Here is a 19,229-nt window from a genome sequence, read left to right on the forward strand (position 1 = left end):
AAACTATTGTGTAAAATAAGTAAGAGCCTTATTATAATCTTCAACAGTGTCTATTCCTAAAGATTCCTTTAGTGATTTCACCATTTTAATCTTATATCCATTTTCAATAACTCTCAGCTGTTCCAATTTCTCTAGCTGTTCTAAAGGCGTTTGAGGCCAAGAAGCAAATTCTTTCAAAAATCTACTTTTATAACCATATATACCCAAATGCCTATAATATGGTGACGCCGAGATTTTCTTTTTATTGAAAATCTCCTCCCTATTATCCCTATCTAGTGGTATAACGCTTCTCGAAAAGTACATTGCATAATTATTTTTGTCAACTACTACCTTCACAACATTAGGATTTAGCAATTCTGAAACCGTACATATTTTATGCATAGCACTTACCATATTAGTATTTTTATCAAATGCCGCAAGAATATCTTCAATTAGCAAAGGTGATATAAATGGCTCATCTCCTTGTACGTTTACAATGATATCTGCTTTGATTCTTGAATTGACCTCAGCGATTCTGTCTGTTCCTGATTGGTGATTTATGTCGGTCATAAAAACATCTGACGTAAATTTTTTACAGTGCTCAAGAACTTTAAGAGAATCAACGGCAATTATTACACCTTTTATTCCTTTGACTTTTCTGCACTGCTCATAAACCCTCTGTATAACACTTTTACCCTGTAAATCCAATAAGATTTTATTAGGTAACCTAGAAGAGTTCAATCGTGCTGGAATAATAATATAATTATTCATTATTTTAAATATTAATATCATGTAATCGGACAATTCCTAGTAGGCCCTTGTTGGAGCCAACTAGCAGGGAAGTTATTTCCTTTTCTAACATCAAAAACTTAGCTTTTTCAAGTTTCATCTCTCTATTTACAAAAACAGGATTGATTGTCATTATATCAGTTGGCCTTAAATCAAAAAAATCCTTTTTGTAATGCTCAATAGCTCTTCTAAGATCGCCATCTGTTATTATCCCCTCAACATTATCTAGAGTTCCTACTATACACAATCCAGAGAGTCCGCTATTGATTGTATAAATACATGTTGCCATATCCGTATTCGAAAGTATAATAGGTATTTCTGTACTGCGCATATAATCCTCTACCTTTGAAAGGAGTCGTTTTCCTAAATTTCCACCAGGATGGTATTCTGCAAAATGTTCTTCTTTAAAACCTCTTCCTTCCATTAAAGCTATTGTAAGAGCATCACCCAATGCTAGAGTAAGTGTAGTAGATGTAGTAGGTGCTAATTTAAGGGGGCACGCTTCGGTTAATGGGCCTATATTGAGATGATAGGTTGAATTTTTTGCCAAAGTTGATTCCGGATTACTCGTTATGGATATAATAGATATTTTTTTATCTATAAAAAAGGGTAACATTTTTAATATCTCATCGGTTTCGCCACTATTTGTAATAGCAAGAATGATGTCATTCTTAGAAATCACGCCTAAATCACCATGAAAAGCCTCTGAGGGGTGAAGAAAAAAACTTGGAGTACCAGTACTGGCAAGAGAAGCAGCAATTTTATTCCCTATATGTCCGCTTTTACCTACACCCGTTACAATTATCTTACCTTTGGTATTTAAAATTATATCAACAACTTTAGTAAAACTATAGTCTATATTATTTCTTAAATTTAAAAGCGCTCTCCCTTCCAAATCTATTACCTCCTGAGCTATTTTAATAAAATTCACAATATTAAAAATTTTGGATTGTACTATTAAAACCTAACGTTGTTTATTCTCTTCCGAATTTACTTCTTATTAAGATTTGAAAATTCAACTCTTTAAAAGATACTTTACTATAATCAATTTTTATTTAAAATACACCCTAAATATTTGTGTCTATTTTATTTAAAAAGTAATGTAATCAACTATCATTTTTATGTGTTTCCGAAACTTCTCAGATAAACGTTTTTAAAATAGAGAAAGAAAACTATAATACACCCTGTAAAAATACCTAAAACAATTCCTAAAATTAAAATTGACCCTTTATTAGGGCTGTCCTTTTTTAGAGGTACAGAAACGGGTTCTATAATAGTAAAAACTGGTGTATCTTCTTTAACTTTAATTGATTGAGCTTCTAATTGTTTAGCTAAATCTGAAAAGACACTATATTCTAAATCATATTCAGATTCTAATTCTTCCAATTTCCTCTTTGCTAAAGAAGTCTCTAAATATCTATTACGATCTCTAAAAGCCGCAAGCCTATCACGAATAGAATTAAAAGATTTTTCTTTTTCTTTATACCGCTCTTTAATAAAATCTAATTGTTCTATCGCTTTTTGACTTCTAAAGTCTGATACATATTCCTGTAATAATTTCTGCACATGTTGTGCAAGTTGAGCTGCAGGCAAGGCTTCAGGCATCTTGCAGGAAATAGTTATTTCTCTACTATCTTCGTCTATACTTATCAATACTCTTTTCCTCAATATCCCTTTAAGATATTCCTCCTCACTCGAAAGAACGACTATATTCCCCTCGTTATTACCCCCTATAAATATTTCCTTTTGATCTTGATCATTAAAAATAGATGTCACCTTGTTAATAATGGATTTATCTTTTTTCTTTATGAAATAATTTGCAAAAGAAAGGGGCTCCTTAAAATCTTTAAAACTTAAGCTATCTTTAATTATTGTTCTTTCAAAAGGAATACTCTTTACTATTTTAGGGTATAAAGTTATAGGAACCTCATTATCAGGAGCAGAATTACTGAGATTAATTCCCGCAATAGCCGCAAGACCAGAAAGATTACTACCAAGACCTCTAGAGCTAGTCGTTTGAGGAATCATAATAGTAGATGATTTATATTCCGGCTTGGATATAAGTATCACTAAAATAGATAGGATAATACCAATAGTAACTGACCAGCCTATTATTCTTCTACCACTTAAAAAAATATGAAGAATAAAAAAGAGGTCTATCCCATCCTGTTTAGCCTCTATTAGACTTGATGTATTCTCTTTATCCATTAATTTGTAAATCGATCTATAATTAAACCAATTGTTCCTAATCCTGTAGTAATGGCAATCATTTCCTGAATAGAAAGCCCTCCATTTCTTTCAGGTTTTGGAGGTACTAATATTACTGCACCAGGCTCTAAGTTTGGATAATCCTTAAAAAATACCCAATTACGTGTAGCCTTCACATCACCGTTGGTATATATAACATACACTTTACTCTTTTTTGCATCAGTTGTGAAACCTCCGGAATTTATAATATAATCTTTCAAAGTTAAATTCTTATCATATCGAATTAGAGAGGGCGATAAAACTTCTCCTCTCACTTCGATTGTTTGTCTTTCAGATGGTATTGTGAGAATATCACCTTCCTGAAGAATAATATCGTATTTTGAATACTTTCCCCCATCAACTAGAATTTGTTTCAAATTTAAACCTATTCGAAAATCAGATTCTTCTTCTTGAACATCTACAATAGAATCTTGCTCTCCTATATTTTTTAGTAGTTCTTGTTGCTGATCCACATCTTTAGTATTTTTCTTTCTTACAAGAGTGGCTCCCTCAATATATGCATAGGGAGATAGTCCACCGGCATATTCTAATAGATCAGACACGCGATCATTTTTACTTGTAATAGTATAATTTCCCGGGTAACTCACTTCTCCTTCAACCTCCACTTCTTTCTGGGGAGAATATCCTTTTAAATATCTTACTGAAACATGATCAAAAGGCTTCAAACTAAACCCGACACCTGTTTCTATATCTAAATTATTAGTACTTGACCACTGAAAACGCTTGCTTAGAGTCTCAAAATTTCCATCTTCAAGACGTCTGGAAATGTCAATCACCCTCACATCTGCTCCCTCTTTAAACCCCCCTGCAATTGCAATGAGATCTTCAACCTTCAAACTATCAATATATTCAATTGTTTGAGGGTTATTTACCGCACCATTTATAGTTAAGGTCATTCTTTCACGTAGCGCATTTTTGTCGAAAACATATACACTATCCTCACGCATAAGAGGTATGTCAAACTTTTTATCTAATAGATCATTTATTGAGAATGACTTTGCCTCTCTTCTGTAACCATTCTTGATTCTATAGAGTATTCCACGTTCCATTAGAGCCTCTTCTTTTACACCTAGAGCATTTTCAAATAGTGTATAGAGGGAGGTGGAGTCTTTTAGTTCATATGCACCTGGTCTATAAACTGCCCCAGAAATACTTATCTTATTCTCATAACGATCTACTATTTCTTCTATAATTATCTCATCACCATCCTTTAAACTAATCGAATTTTCGCCTATCACTATTTCTTTTACAGACCGCTGTTTGCCTGTAATTCTATTAATAACAATTCTGTCTTTATAGGCTGCAGATGTAAATCCTCCAAAGAACTCTTTTAAATCCTTAAAAGTTTCATTCTCTTTAATTTCATAAACTCCGGGACGCTTTGCGGCCCCTTCTACAGTAATTTTTTGCACATAAGGTCCTACAATTATAACATCCTGATCTTTTAGATATTCATTTCCTGAATTGTTTCCATTCAAAAGAAATTTGTAAATATCGAAATTAGAAATTTGCCTGCCATTTCTTATCAATTTTATATTTCTAAATGTTCCATTCTCGCTGGGTCCACCAGATGCATACAATGCATTTAAAACAGTAGAAAGAGCAGAAAGTGAATACGTCCCTGGAGTAGCAACCTCTCCTATTATATTTACCTGTACCCTGCGAATATTTGTAAGAGAAACATCAGTGTATATTTTGTAGGGACTCTCATTTGAAGAGTTAATTCCTGAATATATTCTACCTAAACTATTTTTTATCTTTTCTTTTGCCTGCTCTATTGTTAGTCCGCTTAAGTATATAGGACCTACGCTTTCAACGCGTATAGCTCCATCAGCAGCTATAGTTTTTTCAAAAGTATTTTCAGTTGCACCCCATATATTAATAATGAGACTATCTCCTGGCCCTAATACGTAGTTAGCGGGAGTTGCCAGATTCAATGTTGGTTCGAATGAAACGTTAGTATTACTAAAAAAATCATATCCAAAAATTTTACTTTCTTTTTTAGGTATAGAATCATTCAAACCTGTATGGCCAAATAATTGTTCAGACTCTCCCAGCTTAACCGTGCTATTTTTTAAGGTCTTGCCTCGAGATACTTGGTTTTCTGCGGGAAGAGCTATAATGCGCCTTCGAAGCTTAGCGATTTGCACTTGTGACATGCCACGTCCCGCGGCTAATACTTCTAATTCATCAAGTGTATATCCCTCATCTTTTGCTCTCTCCCAATAAGTTCTAATTTGAGCATCTGAAAGATCATCAACATTCAGTTCTGTTATTTGATCATTAATATTCTGTGAATTGACATTTTGAACACATGTAAGACTAATAAATATTATGAATAATATAAATCGATACTTCATTCGATAATTAATTTGTTTTAAAATTGAAAAATGACATTAACAATCCACTTTTTTAATTTTGCAAAATAAAGGTTTTTACATGGTTTAATAAAGAAAAAGATGATGTCATTACTAATCAAATATATTAAATGAGGTTTTAGTGAAAATATTGTACTTATATTGGTCATTAGAATAAATAAACATAAGATAAAGAAGAACCAAATAAGTTACTAACTCTATTACTATAATCATATCCTAACGAAACTTTAAATTCTCCGAAACGGGAAGGGTAAGAAAATTGACAAAAACTATAGACAGCATTTTCTTTTAATTCAAAGGATTGATCATAAGTACCAAAATTTTCAGCAAAACTTATTTTTAATAAATAATTCAATTTTCCCACTTCACCCCCTAAACCAAAGTGATGTATAATACTCCTATTCGTTAAAAGTGAGTAATCATCGGTATTGGCTTTTATAAAGGGTGTTCCAATCGAATTGCCAAAATATGTCCACCCTGACTTATAAATTCCGTTATAGAAATAAAAATCACCCCCACTAATTGAACCTCCTCCATATAACTTCGGTCGACCGCTTTGAGAGACTGTTTGCTGGTACTCATACAAGATTTTAGAAAATAAGGATTTGCGAAATGATTTATAATATACTCCCCAAACCCCATCAGGAAAATTTCTGAGCTCACGCCCAGAACGATCTTCAAAAATAGATTGATAATAAAACCTCAAGGCATATTCTTCCCTATTTATCCTATAATCAATATGGTATGATCCTAAATGATTTCCTAATGCATTTCTTTGATCTGTTGAAATAGAACTCCCTCCCCCACTATATCCTATAAAAATCCGCAAAAAATCCTTAAAATCGGTTGGTTGAGGACCAAAATCGGGCGAATTACCACCCCACTGTGCATAATGATCTAAACCTATTGATAGCACATCATTGCTATTTAAGGTAAGATCAAAGGCTATATTTTTATGATGAATTCGGGTATTATTCACATATCGTGGGTCATTCATTTGATAGTGATCTAATTTCCATTCAATATTTAACCAATCAAAGATCTTTATAGGGCGATTACTCTCTAATTGTAAACCCGGAAGAGCCCTACTGTTGCCACTCCATAAAATATCTCCACCTACGCCAGATAAACCATCAAGTAATAACTTCCTATGTTTTAAACCAAAGGTCGCTTTGAGCCAGGAATAATCATATTCAATATAAAGTTCATCAAGTACTAAATTGTTATAATGTCCTTCCTCATAGTATACACCCGCTCCTACATATAGACTACTTTTTTCGTTTAACTCTAAAAAATAGTCCATCGCAACTTTAGAAATCGCATCAGTTTCTTCAGATATTTGTCCCTTTTGATTTGCATGAAACCAGAAAGGATTTTTTTTCTCTGAAGATAAAATTCCTATTCCCTCAATCTCTCCACTCAATTGAGCCTGAGAGCAGTAAGAAATGAGACATAAAATAATTAAAAATAACACCCTGACTAAATTCATATCCCATTTAAAATACCTGCTCCTTGCTTGATATAAGGTTATAGCTTTCACTGTTCTTTCAATTATGTACATTTGAAAAAAACTATAAAAAGATGTTATCTATTTTTAATCCCAAAACTTTCTTAGTAGACATTTTCAATGACTTTACTGATATACACAATCATATTCTACCCGGTATTGACGATGGATCGAAAACCCCTGATGAGTCACTTGTGATGATTAAACGCATGATAGAGTTAGGAATAACTCAATTCATTTGCACGCCACATACAATGAATGATTATTATCCTAACACGCCCTCTACTATAAATAGTGCGAAGGCAATATTAAAGAAAAAACTTGATGAGGCAAATTTAGCTTCTATAAGAATTGATGCTTCCTCTGAATATATGATGGACAGTACTTTTTTAGAACTACTAAGAAAAGGGACTATTTTACCTTTGAAAGACAAGTTTATATTAGTAGAAATGTCATTTTTTCACTCTCCCATAAATTTGGAAGAAATAATTTTTGAAATAACTAGTAAAGGCTTTATTCCTGTGCTTGCCCATCCAGAACGATATGGCTATTTGCATCATAAACCCGATTACTACAAAACCTTAATTGGCAAAGGTTGTAAAATGCAATTAAATACACTTTCCCTTACCCCTCACTATGGCAAGTATGTAAAAAAAATGGCAGAAAAACTGTTGAACGAACATCTATTTGATTATATAGCTACTGATACACATCATCTGGGCCATATAGAAAAATTATCAGGGATTAAAATTAAAACTAAATTGCTAAATAAAATTGAAAGCATAGTCGAACACACTAAAAACACTTTTAACCAATCATAAATCAAATATAAGAAGCGAATTTTTAGCCAAATTTACCGATTTTAACCCCTAAAAAACCGTTTATTTTTAATCACATTGCTTTTATTAGAGTAAATTTTAAATGTTATTAAACCATTACTCCCGTTCTTTTATTATTTTTTTTTTCATAACAATTTAGCATAAAATCAAGGTATGACTCATTTATTTTGGGCCAGGAATATAATTCCCTTATTTTACAAGAATTAGCTGCTATCATTCCCGAATGCTCTAATTTCACAGTGGTTTCGAGAACCTGACTTACCTCCTCTAAAGAAGAAAAATAAAATGCGTCGCTTTCTAAAATTGCTTTATTAAAAATATTATCATTAGCACAAATCATTGCTCCTGATGCCATTGCTTCTAATAGTGAGGGGTTAGTACCACCAACAGTATGCCCATGGAAATAGATATTAGAAAAATATCTAATGTTATTTAAAATATTAATATCATAAACTCCGCCTATAAATTTAATATTCTCGAAATTTTTAAATTTCTTTTTTAAATAACTACCATAAGTAGTTTCATGCTTCCCAATGACCAGAAAGTCTCGTTTTATATTGGCATGAACAACACCATCAAGTATTATTTCTATACTATTTTCTGGCTCTAAACGGGCTACTAGCATATCATAAGCATAAGGCTTTAAACTGTATTCATTTAAAACCTCTCTCTTCGGGTTAGTGAAAAGATTTGCACCATAAGGAATGTACTCAGAATTAACAGAATATTTCTCGTTTATATAATCCTGGATACCAATAGAATCTGAAATAAGATAATCGCTAGATTGTACTGCAAGTTTTTCTGCTAGTTTTAAAAATACCTGAACTGGTTTACTAAACTTCGACCGTTTCCATTCTAACCCGTCCATATTAGTTAGCACAACCGCATCCTTTGGCAATAAAAACCCCCAAATAGAGCTACTGGTATAACCTAATTGTAAAATTATTTGAAAATCTTTGTGCCTAACATCCTGAATACAATTTAGATCATAGACAAATTGACCTACTGTACCTATTTTATCCTCCGGATCAAAACAATGCACAATATTTACCCCCTGATATACATTTTCCTGATAAGGATGTTCATGAGAATTATAAACAGTCACATTATGACCTTTATTTGCTAAATAAACAGATAGATATTCTGCGAATTGTTCAAAACCTCCATAATGATTGGGGATACCTCGTGTACCAATAATTGCTATTTTCATAATTTAGCTACTAATGGTTTGGGCAAGTATTTCTGAAGTTTTCTTCCAGTCATATTTCTTCTGAATTGTACTGGCAACCGAAGATAAGCTATCCTGATTATTTCCAGACTCAATTTCTTCTAAAATAGATTTCACGCTATTATTAAAGGTGTTCTTTTCACGAGGATCTATGTGGTATTTTTCAAAAAAACTAAATTCTTTCATTGCTGTAAGATTTGAACAAATAGTTGGGGTTTTTAATATTGCCGACTCTAAAGGTGGAATGCCAAATCCTTCACATAAAGAAGGAAAAAAGGCCACCAATGCGGCATTGTAAAATGATTTTAGGTCTTTAAAATCTATGCTTGTAAGATGATAAATCTTGTTATTCGATTTTTTAACAAGGCTATTATATTTTTCAGTAAACTCTTTGTTTTCAATAGCCATCTTCCCTATAAAAACAATATTAATATCTTGTTTCCACAGCTCCAGTTCTTCATACATGTTTAAAATCGCATTATGATTTTTACGAGGTTCTATTCTACTTACGTAAACGAAAAAATTCTGGATTCCGTACTTTTCTTTGATATACTGTCTAGAAATCATCTTACTCTCAACGGTTTGAAAATCAACATCAACCGCATTTGGCAAAACTGTTATTATCTTATCTTTTAAGTTAAAATTTTTCTTAATACTATCTGCTGCATAATTAGAAACACTTGTTAATACCTCCGCTTTCTTAGCCGCATGCTTGAAAAGAAGTAAATTTTTGTAATAATAGCTTTTAGGGAAATACTCAGGATAATCTAAAAATAATACATCATGAATGGTTACTATGTATTTACATTTCTTATTTAAAAATAGAGGTAAATAGTAGTTAAAATGAGCATAATCTATATCCAACGCTTTTATTATTCTCGGAATCTCATAACCTAATCTTAAAAACTTATTCGCATATTTTAACTGAACGTATTGTATATTAGGTAGACCATTAAACTCATTTTTTAAATTTTCAATATTTGTTGCTGCTAAAAAAACAGTAATATTATATCTATTAGTATCCAGATTACTATAAATACCTTTTAAAAAAGTTCTAGTGCCCTGATACATGCCATCAAAAACATGTGCATCAACTAATAGGCGTAAATCCTTCTTTTCCTTTATAGTAATCTTTTGCTCCATGAATCATTGCTTTTGCACTATTTAACTCTCCTTTTCTAACCTTATCCAGAATCCGTAGACCTATATAAAGTAATAATGATGGCATATATGTCTTTAAATATTTTTTGTAAAAAATTAGTCCATTTCTAATAAAATAATAATTGGCTAAATATCCTCTACCTGTAGAAGTACCTACCTTATCATAAACTACAGCTTCTTTACAAACCTCTAATTTAACATTTTGTAGCTTAGCGTTAAAACACCAGTCTGTTTCTTCCCAATACAAAAAATAATTGTCTGGCATGATCCCAATCATTCTTATCGTTTTAAGATTGGTAAGAAGAGCTCCACCGTAAATATAATCTATGTCTCCAGAGTCTTTCAAATTCTCAATAATACCAAAAGGCTTTTTCAATCTAAAAGATCCTGAAAATCCTGCTTCTTCTGGTGTGTCATACGATTTAATAGTACAAGAACTAATAAAAAAGTCTTCCTTGAAATCACTCAACTTTTGTAGGGCATGCGATTCGATAAAAGTATCTGGATTAAGTAAAAAAACTTTCGTTAAATCATCAAGTTTAGATTCTAAAAGAATTTTTAATGCCACATTATTACCGCCTGCAAAACCTAAATTTTTTCCTGTTTGAATAAAAAGAATAGGATTATCGATAATAGTAGTGGCTTTATTAACAACTGCTTTTTCATCAATATCATTCAAATTAGGTAGTTTATCCTCTATTGAAAAATAACTATAAGGCAAACCTGAACTTCTAATTTTTAATTTATTCTTAAAAAAAGGATGAGAAATATCTGGCCGTATGTTTCCATGAAAATATTCCAGAATTTTACTTTCAGAATTATTTGGAGAATTATTATCAAGCAGAATGATTTGAAAATCTTGAAATTCACTATTCAATAGTGCTTCAATACATTCAATTGTGTCTTTCCAGCTGTTATAATTTAGAATAATAATATAAAGAGGGGTCAAAATATTATAATTTAGGGGTTTATGCAGTATTGAAAACGGCTGCAATATACTTTAATTTTTATTGCTAATTATCTTCTATATTTTCTTCCTCATAAAAATCTTTAATATTCTCTTTAGCACTTATGAAATATCCCAGCGAAAAGATCACAGGCGCCAATGTCGATTTATTCAACCAGCCAGAAATAATAAAGGTTGTTAAAATCAATGTTAGTGCTAGCCCTGGGATGATGTTTTTACACAAAATATAGTTTTCATCGTAGTCAAATTTATCACGAAAATTTGTAATACCCATCTTGATAAAAAAGATGAGGTATGCAATCAACCCAATCAAACCCGTTTTTAAGATCAAAGTAATAAATCCATTATGGAAGAAAGGTATCTCGGTAAAATACTCATCACCAAGTTTTATTTCAATACCAATGGGAGTAGTTCTTCCAAATCCCTGACCAACAAACCATTCTAAAAAGCTGCCCTTACTTATTTGCTGCCATCCCATAAAAGCTTCAAATCCTCTCCAATTATTATTTATTTCACCTAAATCATCATAGTTCGAAATTGTAACTTCATCTAATGAATATAGTAGTTTCCCTATAAAACTAGAATGATCAGCAACCTCAATGTTTACAAGGAAAAAAGTAAATACGGAAAAAATCAATACAAGCATTAAAAATTTTAAAACAAAAAATTTCTCAAACTTTAATTGACCGCTTCCAGTAATCATTAATATAAAAAAGATTAACAAGAAGGTACGGGACACGGCTATAATACAAGTAAGAGTCAATATGCTAATAAAAAATCCTGTCAAAAATTTAGAGAAAATTTGCTCTTTTCTAATAATTTTTAATAGTAAAATGACTAATGCAATTATTACTAGGTAGCTTGCCACTCCCTCTTCTTCATGAAGAGCATTTACAGATTTAGCAGCTGACCAATTATGATTTAATAAATATGCTATTCCAAGAAAAACTCCAAGTACTACAAATGTTTTAAGTAATTTATCAATTGAGATATAATAAGCGCTAACATAACCGAAACTAAAAATAATTATAGGATTGAAAAAATAATAGAAATCCTTAAAAATATAAACAGGTTCATTTTCATAAGATTTTATAAAACCAAGAATTATAAATAATATAGGTAAAAATAGAATCTCCAAATGGTGTTTCATAAATCCTCTTCCCCAAATAGAAAATAAAACTGCAATAAATGCTAAGACAAAAGTAGCTTCTGTTGTAAAATAATAGTTTACTAGCGCAAATAAACAAATTAAAGCATATAATATTTTGTTGATAGATATCATGGATTACCTGTATTCTTCATTCTATTAGAGTTTAATGTAATGATAGTGGATAGTGGATACCGAATATTCCTGTTCGGAAATAAATATTTTCATTCTCTCTATCTATATTTTAGCGAAAGAAGACTATTCCATTTCTTAAAAATTTCTTCTGGTTTATAACATTGACCCGCTTTAAAAGCGTTTTCTTGTAATAATTTTAAATTCCCATTGTTACTATATAAATTATTCAAAACAATTTCTGCATTCTTCACATAATTTATTTCGTTAAATAGGTAACCTGAATGTTTATCTTTAATTATTTCTATAGGCCCAGAGTGATTAGTGGCTAATGGTATTACACCTCTTGCCATTCCTTCTATAAGCACCATTCCAAAAAATTCTTCCCAATCACCCATTTTCAGTGATGGTATAAGTAAGACATCATTCATATCGTAAATATCTCTTAAAAGGGGATTAGTAAGATACCCATAGTATTTACAATTAGACCTATTCTTAATAAAAGAACGAACGTCTGCTTCCATTTCACCAGTTCCCACAAATCCAAAATTAAATTTCGCTGGATCTAAATTTTTAATTATTTCAAATATTAATGTTATCCCTTTTATTTGCCACAATCTTCCGACAAATAAACAATTGATGACTTTATGATTTTTATTGTTTAACTTATTCGATTCATATATCTTTTCAATAGAGTGGTTGACAATAGATATTTTCTTGGGATTATAATATTTAGTTATTTCATCTGCGGTTTTTCGAGAAACACAAAATACTCCAATAGCATTATTAATAAAATTTCTCCAAACATCTTTTGAATATTTCATTTCTGACAGGAACCTCTTCGCATAATTAGTATAATCCCATGAAGTTTGCGAGGTATGATAATAATATTTGTGCTTTTTGAAAAAAGAATAGTACAACATTAATCTCCAATCATAAGGCGCAATACCAATAATCACAACTTTATTTGAGGTAAACATCAAGTTTATTAAAAAAGCAATATTTATAAATTGTTTTTTTAATAATTCAAAATCCATTTTAAGAATAGATTTTGCCGACTTTCTGAAAATAGAAAACTCTCTGAATTTTACATTTATTCCCTCATATTGCTTAGATCCCCAGATCAGTGCCCGATAATGACTTTCAGCACCCCGCTCATGTAGTACATATATTATCATTCTCTTATCGCTTCTAAATACGCCATAGGTTTTTTTGATCTATTACGATATTTTAAAATTTTTAAAAATTGAAACTGGGCCTTTAGGCTCCCAATAGCAAATGCGATTTTCGAAATATGCTCATTTCCTTTATCAGGAAAAAATATATATTTAAAAATTTTATAAAACTGAATTAAGTATTGAACTACAATACTTCTGTTGATATCGACCAAAGTAGCTAATTGATTGACATACACTTGATGCACCTGATTGTTGTGATCTAGCTCTCTTTGAACTCGCTTTTCCCTATTGTGAACATATGAGGCCGATGTTACGATTCCTATTTTCATCTTGTTATACTTTACTCTTCTACTATAATCGTTTTCCACACCAAAATGTTGGAATGCAGGTGAAAAACCTCCTACTTTTTCTATACATTCCCTGGAAATCAACCATGCGGCAGAATTAACAAACTTACATTTTCTTATACTCTCATCTATAGGATAACTATTGTCATAATATTTCGCAAATTGAAAATCAAATTCTCCATCTACTCTCAATTGAAGAGGTGCAAAAACTCCAAAGCTAGGGTGTTTTAGGGATTCTAAAATTAAATTATTTATAGTAGTTGGTTTTACCCAGGCATCTTGATCCAGTAAAAATATATAATCTGCACACTCATTCAAAGCTATAGTAAAACCTCGATTATTAGCATTACCATAACCTAGGTTTTCTTTAGAAACCTTGACCTTTAAATCTGGGAAATTCTTATGAATTAAAGCTACTGTATTATCACATGAATTATTATCAAATATCAGAATTTCATGATGCTTAATATCAGAATTAGTAAGACTACTAATGCATTTAATAATAGTTTCCGCTCCATTATATGTCACAACAATTGAATAAACCTTTTGGCTTTGTAAAACCTTTTGCATGGTTGTCTTTCTTCTTAAATTTAATTAAAATGGTCTTGTAGAAACTCCTATTCTGCTCTGAGCAACATAAACCTTTGTCACGTTTTCAGCTATCCAGACGAATCCTGTTGAACCAGCAGCTCCTAAAACTCCATAGAATTGAATAAAAACAAAGTTCAAAAGAATGTTAAGTAATAGAAAACCCAAACATATTCGGCCATGAATTTTTTCATGACCGGTCATATTTAAAAGAGATGTAATACTTCCTGTTGCAATATTAAAAAATTGACCTATGCTCAAAATAATTAACACCCAATAACCTTCTCTAAATTCCTCACCCCATAGTGAAAGTATATACCCTCCAAAAAAAATATAGATAAGCAGAGGGAATATTGCAATAAATGCCAACCCCTGTGTTACTTTTTTTAACATAATTCTTAATTCTACTAATTCGCCATCAGCATAAAGAGAAGCTATCTTCGGTGCTACTGCCGAATTAGTAACCTGTAAAAAGAATCCAGTAATCAAAGCTACTTTAGCACTAACAGTATATAATCCTACTGCGGTTACATTAGAAAAAACTCCTAACATTACAGAATCGACGGTGCTACTTATAACCCCTGTTGCTGTAACCAATAACATTGGAAGAGCTGTCTTTAACAATTGCCCTCCAACGAATTCAAGATTAAAAGACTGTTTATAAAGTGAATTCCAGTATAAACCAATACACACAGTAACAACAACTACCCCTACCGCATAAGCTATAGATGCTATTATCACATCGATTACTATATTACTTAACCAACATACTCCTAAAACAATTAATGTTACTAAAACACTAAGAGCTTGATCAACAAGATTACTCTGCCATATTTTTCTATAACCTACGAGTCCTGCAGAAAATAATCTAGAAAACACTTGAGGCAAAATTACAGCTAAGGCAATTGTAAGGGGAATCGTTAATAACTCATTTTTAAAAATGTTAATTGAAATCCATGGAGCTGAAAGTATTAAAGGAACTGTAAGGATGATACTAAATACTCCTGCTAGTATATAGGAAGATTTCATTACCCTCCCAACTCGTTGGTGTAAATTATTATTTCGTGCAATGGCAACTTCTTTAATAATAACATTTGGAAGACCTAAAAGAAATAATACGAGTAATAATTGAACGAGCTGGTTAGAAAGATTTATAATTCCAAGACCGTCGGGACCTAAAATCCTTCCCAAAATTACGCTTAACACAAAACCCAATCCCATTGAAACAACTTTGACTAGTGTTGAGGTAGATGATTTTAAAAGAACCTCTCTTGTGTTACCATCTAGCTTTGCAATACCAGCAGAAATTATTTTAAGCATACAGCTTTAAAAAATTAAATATTAAGAATAATCGGCATACTCGTACTTTTTTAAGTACCACTCAATAGTTTTCTTTATACCACTTTCAAAATTTTCAGCAGCTTTCCAATTTAGATTATTTTCAATTTTCGTCGCATCAATAGCATAACGTCTATCGTGACCTGCCCTATCTTCTACATAGGTAATTTGCTCAACAAAACTTCCATCTTTTTTAGGTGCTAACTCGTCAAGTAAAGAACAAATGGTATGTGCTATATAATTGTTATTTCTTTCATTTCTCCCACCTATATTATACGTTTCTCCTGCTAAACCATTAAAATAAGCAAGATCAATCCCTTTACAGTGATCTAAAACATATAACCAGTCCCTTATATTTTTTCCATCACCATAAATAGGTATAGCTTCGCCTTGAAGTGCCTTACGTATAACTGTAGGAATTAATTTTTCGTCGTGTTGCTTAGGACCGTAATTATTAGAGCAATTGGTTATAATTGTATTTAACCCATATGTATGATGATAGCTACGCACTATCATATCTGAACTAGCTTTACTAGCGCTGTAAGGTGAATTAGGAGCATACGAGGTTTCTTCTGTAAACAGACCTGTTTCTCCTAAAGTACCATAAACTTCATCTGTAGAAATGTGTAAAAATCTATTTTTTTCAAAACCTTCTTTATACTTAAAAGGCTTTTCCATCCAGAATTTATACGCTACATCAATTAAAGTAAAAGTACCGTTAACATTAGTTTCTATGAAAACTCCAGGATTCTTTATAGAATTATCAACATGTGATTCAGCTGCAAAGTGTATAACTCCAGCAATATTATACTTTTCAAAAATATTCTCTATAAGAGATCTGTCACGAATATCACCTTTAACAAAGGTGTACCTGTCGTTATCACTAATTTCCTTTAGATTATCCAAATCTCCGGCGTATGTCAATAAATCGAGATTTATAAGGCCAAAATCGGGATTTTTATCTAAAAAATAAGGCACAAAGTTAGACCCTATAAATCCAGCGCCCCCTGTAATAAGTACGTTTTTCATTTGTTTACTTTTGTATGATTTTTAAGCAGTCTTCAAGGCTATCTTTCCAATAAGGTATCTCGATATTAAATTTAGATTTTAGACTGTTCTTATCCATTAAAGAATAAAATGGCCTTTTTGCGGGTGTAGGATATTCTGTAGTTGGTACGGGATTTACTTTGCAATTTTTATTACCAAGACTGATAATGGTTTTTGCAAAATCATACCAAGAACACACACCCTCATTTGTATAATGGTATATTTCTACTTTTTCATTTTGAATATCTAATGTCTTGTCTAGAATAAATTTAGCTAAATCTCTTGCATAAGTTGGGGCGCCTACCTGGTCTGCTATTACTTTTATTTCCTCACGTTCATCAGCTAATTTTAGCATCGTTTTTACGAAATTCCCGCCAAAAGAGGAATACACCCAAGAAGTTCTTATTATAAGCGAAGAGGGTGGATTTATTTCAAGTATTTTCTGTTCCCCATCTAATTTTGTTTTTCCATACATGTTAACAGGTGATGAAGGATGATCTACTTTGTAAGGCTCATATCCTTTACCATCAAAAATGTAATCTGTAGAAATGTGAATCAGCCCTATTTTATTAACCTGTGCTATTTCTGCTAAATAACCAACTGCTATGTTATTGATCTTGTCAGCAAGATTCTTGTCAGATTCTGCTTTATCTACAGCAGTATAAGCAGCGCAGTTTATAATAGCCTGTATTTTATTTTCTTCTATATATTGGGCTAAACTTTCTTTTTTTGTTATATCAAGCTCAGGTGCATCTGTAAAGAAAAAGTTGTACTGAGTAAAATCTGTAGCAAGATACTGTATCTCAGACCCCAATTGTCCGTTCGCTCCGGTAACAAGAATGTTTTTCTTACTCATATAAATTATCCTTAAAATCAAAAACTTTTGCATCCTTCAATAAAGGCTGCTTTGAATCTTTCTCTGAAAGCTTTAGATCTCCATCCGGAAGTTTCCAGTCGATATTTAATATCTCGTCATTAAAAAACAAGCCGCTGTCATGAGATGGAGCATAATAATTATCGCATTTATATGAAAAAGTAGCTTCCTCTGATAAAACTACAAAGCCATGAGCAAAACCCTTAGGAACGAAAAGCTGTTTTTTATTTTCTGCACTTAATTCTACTCCTACACTTTTACCAAAAGTGGGCGAGCCCTTTCTTAGGTCAACGGCGACATCAAGTACTTTACCTTCAGTCACTCTAACAAGTTTAGATTGGGTATAAGGAGGGGTTTGAAAATGAAGTCCCCTAAGCACCCCATAAGTTGATCTCGACTCATTATCCTGACAAAAATCCACTTTATAGCCTATAAATTCTTCAAATTGATCTCTTCGAAAAGATTCAAAGAAATAGCCTCGATGATCTCCAAAAACTTTTGGATTACAGATAACAACATCTGTAATTTCTGTTCTTTCAAAATCCATATTATTTCTTTTGAGCTCTATTTATAAGGTACTGCCCATATTCATTCTTTTTAAGCTCCTCTCCTAGAACTAAGAGTTGATCTTTTGTAATATAACCTTTATCAAAAGCAATTTCCTCTAGACAAGCCACTCTTAAACCCTGTCTCTTTTCTATAGTATGAATAAAATTAGAAGCTTCTAACATAGATTCATGTGTACCAGTATCGAACCATGCATAACCTCTACCCATAAGTTCAACATTAAGATTTCCCTCTTTTAGGTACATTTCATTCACAGTTGTTATCTCCAACTCACCACGCTCACTTGGCTTTACCTCTTGGGCTATTTTCACCACACTATTAGGATAAAAATACAGTCCTATAACGGCATAGTTGCTTTTGGGATCTTTTGGCTTTTCTTCTATATTTAACACTTGGCCTTCCTTATTAAAATCTACAACACCATATCTTTCTGGATCGTTAACATAATAGCCAAAAATAGTTGCCTTATTCTCATCCCTCACATTCTTAACAGATTTTTCTAACAACTCACTAAAACCATGACCGTAGAAAATATTGTCTCCTAATACCAGACATACATCATCATCACCTATAAAATCTTTACCCAGAATAAAAGCTTGTGCCAACCCATCTGGGCTTGGTTGTATTTTGTAGGAAAATTTCATTCCAATTTCTTTTCCATCGCCTAATAATTTTTCAAAATTAGGCAGGTCATGCGGCGTAGAAATAATTAGAACTTCCTTTATCCCCGAAAGCATCAGGACTGATAAAGGGTAATAAATCATTGGTTTATTGTAGATATTGAGAAGCTGTTTTGATGTACCTTTAGTAATAGGATATAGACGTGTGCCTGATCCTCCAGCTAAAATAATTCCTTTCATATTTGAGGGGTTATAGTTTTTAAATTTAGAAGAAA

At 31.9% G+C, this 19,229-nt stretch carries 17 protein-coding genes; 1 reads left to right on the forward strand and 16 read right to left on the reverse strand.

Annotation, left to right across the window (positions count from 1 at the left end):
* Positions 1 to 3 precede the first annotated feature (3 nt).
* The 5 genes from kdsB to ACH3PA_RS01660 form a co-directional block, all read right to left on the reverse strand.
* The gene (kdsB, locus tag ACH3PA_RS01640) at positions 4 to 750 is read right to left on the reverse strand and encodes a 3-deoxy-manno-octulosonate cytidylyltransferase (RefSeq protein WP_416441161.1); all 747 of its coding nucleotides are present in this window, start codon (positions 748 to 750) and stop codon (positions 4 to 6) included.
* 4 nt (positions 751 to 754) lie between these two features.
* The gene (locus tag ACH3PA_RS01645) at positions 755 to 1,699 is read right to left on the reverse strand and encodes a KpsF/GutQ family sugar-phosphate isomerase (protein ID WP_416441159.1); all 945 of its coding nucleotides are present in this window, start codon (positions 1,697 to 1,699) and stop codon (positions 755 to 757) included.
* A 188-nt stretch (positions 1,700 to 1,887) separates the two neighbouring features.
* Entirely contained in the window at positions 1,888 to 2,976 is a 1,089-nt protein-coding gene (locus tag ACH3PA_RS01650) for a Wzz/FepE/Etk N-terminal domain-containing protein (RefSeq protein ID WP_416441157.1), read from the reverse strand.
* Positions 2,976 to 5,396, reverse strand: coding sequence for an SLBB domain-containing protein (locus ACH3PA_RS01655; protein ID WP_416441155.1), 2,421 nt, complete (start codon positions 5,394 to 5,396; stop codon positions 2,976 to 2,978). The genes ACH3PA_RS01650 and ACH3PA_RS01655 overlap by 1 nt, the downstream gene beginning before the upstream one ends.
* Before the next feature lie 166 nt (positions 5,397 to 5,562).
* Entirely contained in the window at positions 5,563 to 6,954 is a 1,392-nt protein-coding gene (locus ACH3PA_RS01660) for a capsule assembly Wzi family protein (protein WP_416441153.1), read from the reverse strand.
* A 41-nt stretch (positions 6,955 to 6,995) separates the two neighbouring features.
* On the opposite strand from ACH3PA_RS01660, the gene ACH3PA_RS01665 reads away from it, so the two are divergent.
* Positions 6,996 to 7,742: a tyrosine-protein phosphatase gene (locus ACH3PA_RS01665; RefSeq protein ID WP_416441151.1), complete on the forward strand. Its 747-nt coding sequence runs from the start codon at positions 6,996 to 6,998 to the stop codon at positions 7,740 to 7,742.
* 106 nt (positions 7,743 to 7,848) lie between these two features.
* Here ACH3PA_RS01665 and ACH3PA_RS01670 read toward each other — a convergent pair whose 3' ends face one another.
* From ACH3PA_RS01670 to rfbA, 11 genes are all read right to left on the reverse strand, one after another.
* On the reverse strand, positions 7,849 to 8,970 hold the full coding sequence (locus ACH3PA_RS01670) for a DUF1972 domain-containing protein (protein ID WP_416441149.1): 1,122 nt from the start codon (positions 8,968 to 8,970) through the stop codon (positions 7,849 to 7,851).
* A 3-nt stretch (positions 8,971 to 8,973) separates the two neighbouring features.
* Positions 8,974 to 10,131 carry a glycosyltransferase family 4 protein gene (locus ACH3PA_RS01675; protein ID WP_416441147.1) on the reverse strand — a complete coding sequence of 386 codons (1,158 nt, stop codon included), beginning with the start codon at positions 10,129 to 10,131 and terminating at the stop codon, positions 8,974 to 8,976.
* On the reverse strand, positions 10,079 to 11,098 hold the full coding sequence (locus tag ACH3PA_RS01680; RefSeq protein WP_416441145.1) for a glycosyltransferase family 2 protein: 1,020 nt from the start codon (positions 11,096 to 11,098) through the stop codon (positions 10,079 to 10,081). Before ACH3PA_RS01680 ends, ACH3PA_RS01675 begins: the two co-directional genes overlap by 53 nt.
* A gap of 64 nt (positions 11,099 to 11,162) precedes the next feature.
* A complete protein-coding gene (locus ACH3PA_RS01685) occupies positions 11,163 to 12,398 on the reverse strand; it encodes a hypothetical protein (protein ID WP_416441143.1) in 1,236 nt (411 codons plus the stop codon).
* A gap of 98 nt (positions 12,399 to 12,496) precedes the next feature.
* Positions 12,497 to 13,573 (reverse strand): glycosyltransferase family 4 protein, encoded by a 1,077-nt coding sequence (locus ACH3PA_RS01690; RefSeq protein WP_416441141.1) that lies wholly within the window; start codon positions 13,571 to 13,573, stop codon positions 12,497 to 12,499.
* A complete protein-coding gene (locus ACH3PA_RS01695; RefSeq protein WP_416441139.1) occupies positions 13,570 to 14,490 on the reverse strand; it encodes a glycosyltransferase in 921 nt (306 codons plus the stop codon). The genes ACH3PA_RS01690 and ACH3PA_RS01695 overlap by 4 nt, the downstream gene beginning before the upstream one ends.
* 24 nt (positions 14,491 to 14,514) lie before the next feature.
* The gene (locus ACH3PA_RS01700; RefSeq protein WP_416441137.1) at positions 14,515 to 15,828 is read right to left on the reverse strand and encodes an oligosaccharide flippase family protein; all 1,314 of its coding nucleotides are present in this window, start codon (positions 15,826 to 15,828) and stop codon (positions 14,515 to 14,517) included.
* A gap of 21 nt (positions 15,829 to 15,849) precedes the next feature.
* Entirely contained in the window at positions 15,850 to 16,875 is a 1,026-nt protein-coding gene (rfbB, locus tag ACH3PA_RS01705; RefSeq protein WP_416441135.1) for a dTDP-glucose 4,6-dehydratase, read from the reverse strand.
* 4 nt (positions 16,876 to 16,879) lie between these two features.
* Positions 16,880 to 17,749 (reverse strand): dTDP-4-dehydrorhamnose reductase, encoded by an 870-nt coding sequence (gene rfbD / locus ACH3PA_RS01710; protein ID WP_416441133.1) that lies wholly within the window; start codon positions 17,747 to 17,749, stop codon positions 16,880 to 16,882.
* Positions 17,742 to 18,314, reverse strand: coding sequence for a dTDP-4-dehydrorhamnose 3,5-epimerase (rfbC, locus tag ACH3PA_RS01715; protein WP_416441131.1), 573 nt, complete (start codon positions 18,312 to 18,314; stop codon positions 17,742 to 17,744). Before rfbC ends, rfbD begins: the two co-directional genes overlap by 8 nt.
* Before the next feature lies 1 nt (position 18,315).
* The gene (rfbA, locus tag ACH3PA_RS01720) at positions 18,316 to 19,194 is read right to left on the reverse strand and encodes a glucose-1-phosphate thymidylyltransferase RfbA (protein ID WP_416441129.1); all 879 of its coding nucleotides are present in this window, start codon (positions 19,192 to 19,194) and stop codon (positions 18,316 to 18,318) included.
* Between the last annotated feature and the right edge of the window lie 35 nt (positions 19,195 to 19,229).

Origin of the sequence: Leeuwenhoekiella sp. A2, assembly GCF_047946655.1 — a bacterium.
Classification (GTDB): Bacteria; Bacteroidota; Bacteroidia; order Flavobacteriales; family Flavobacteriaceae; genus Leeuwenhoekiella.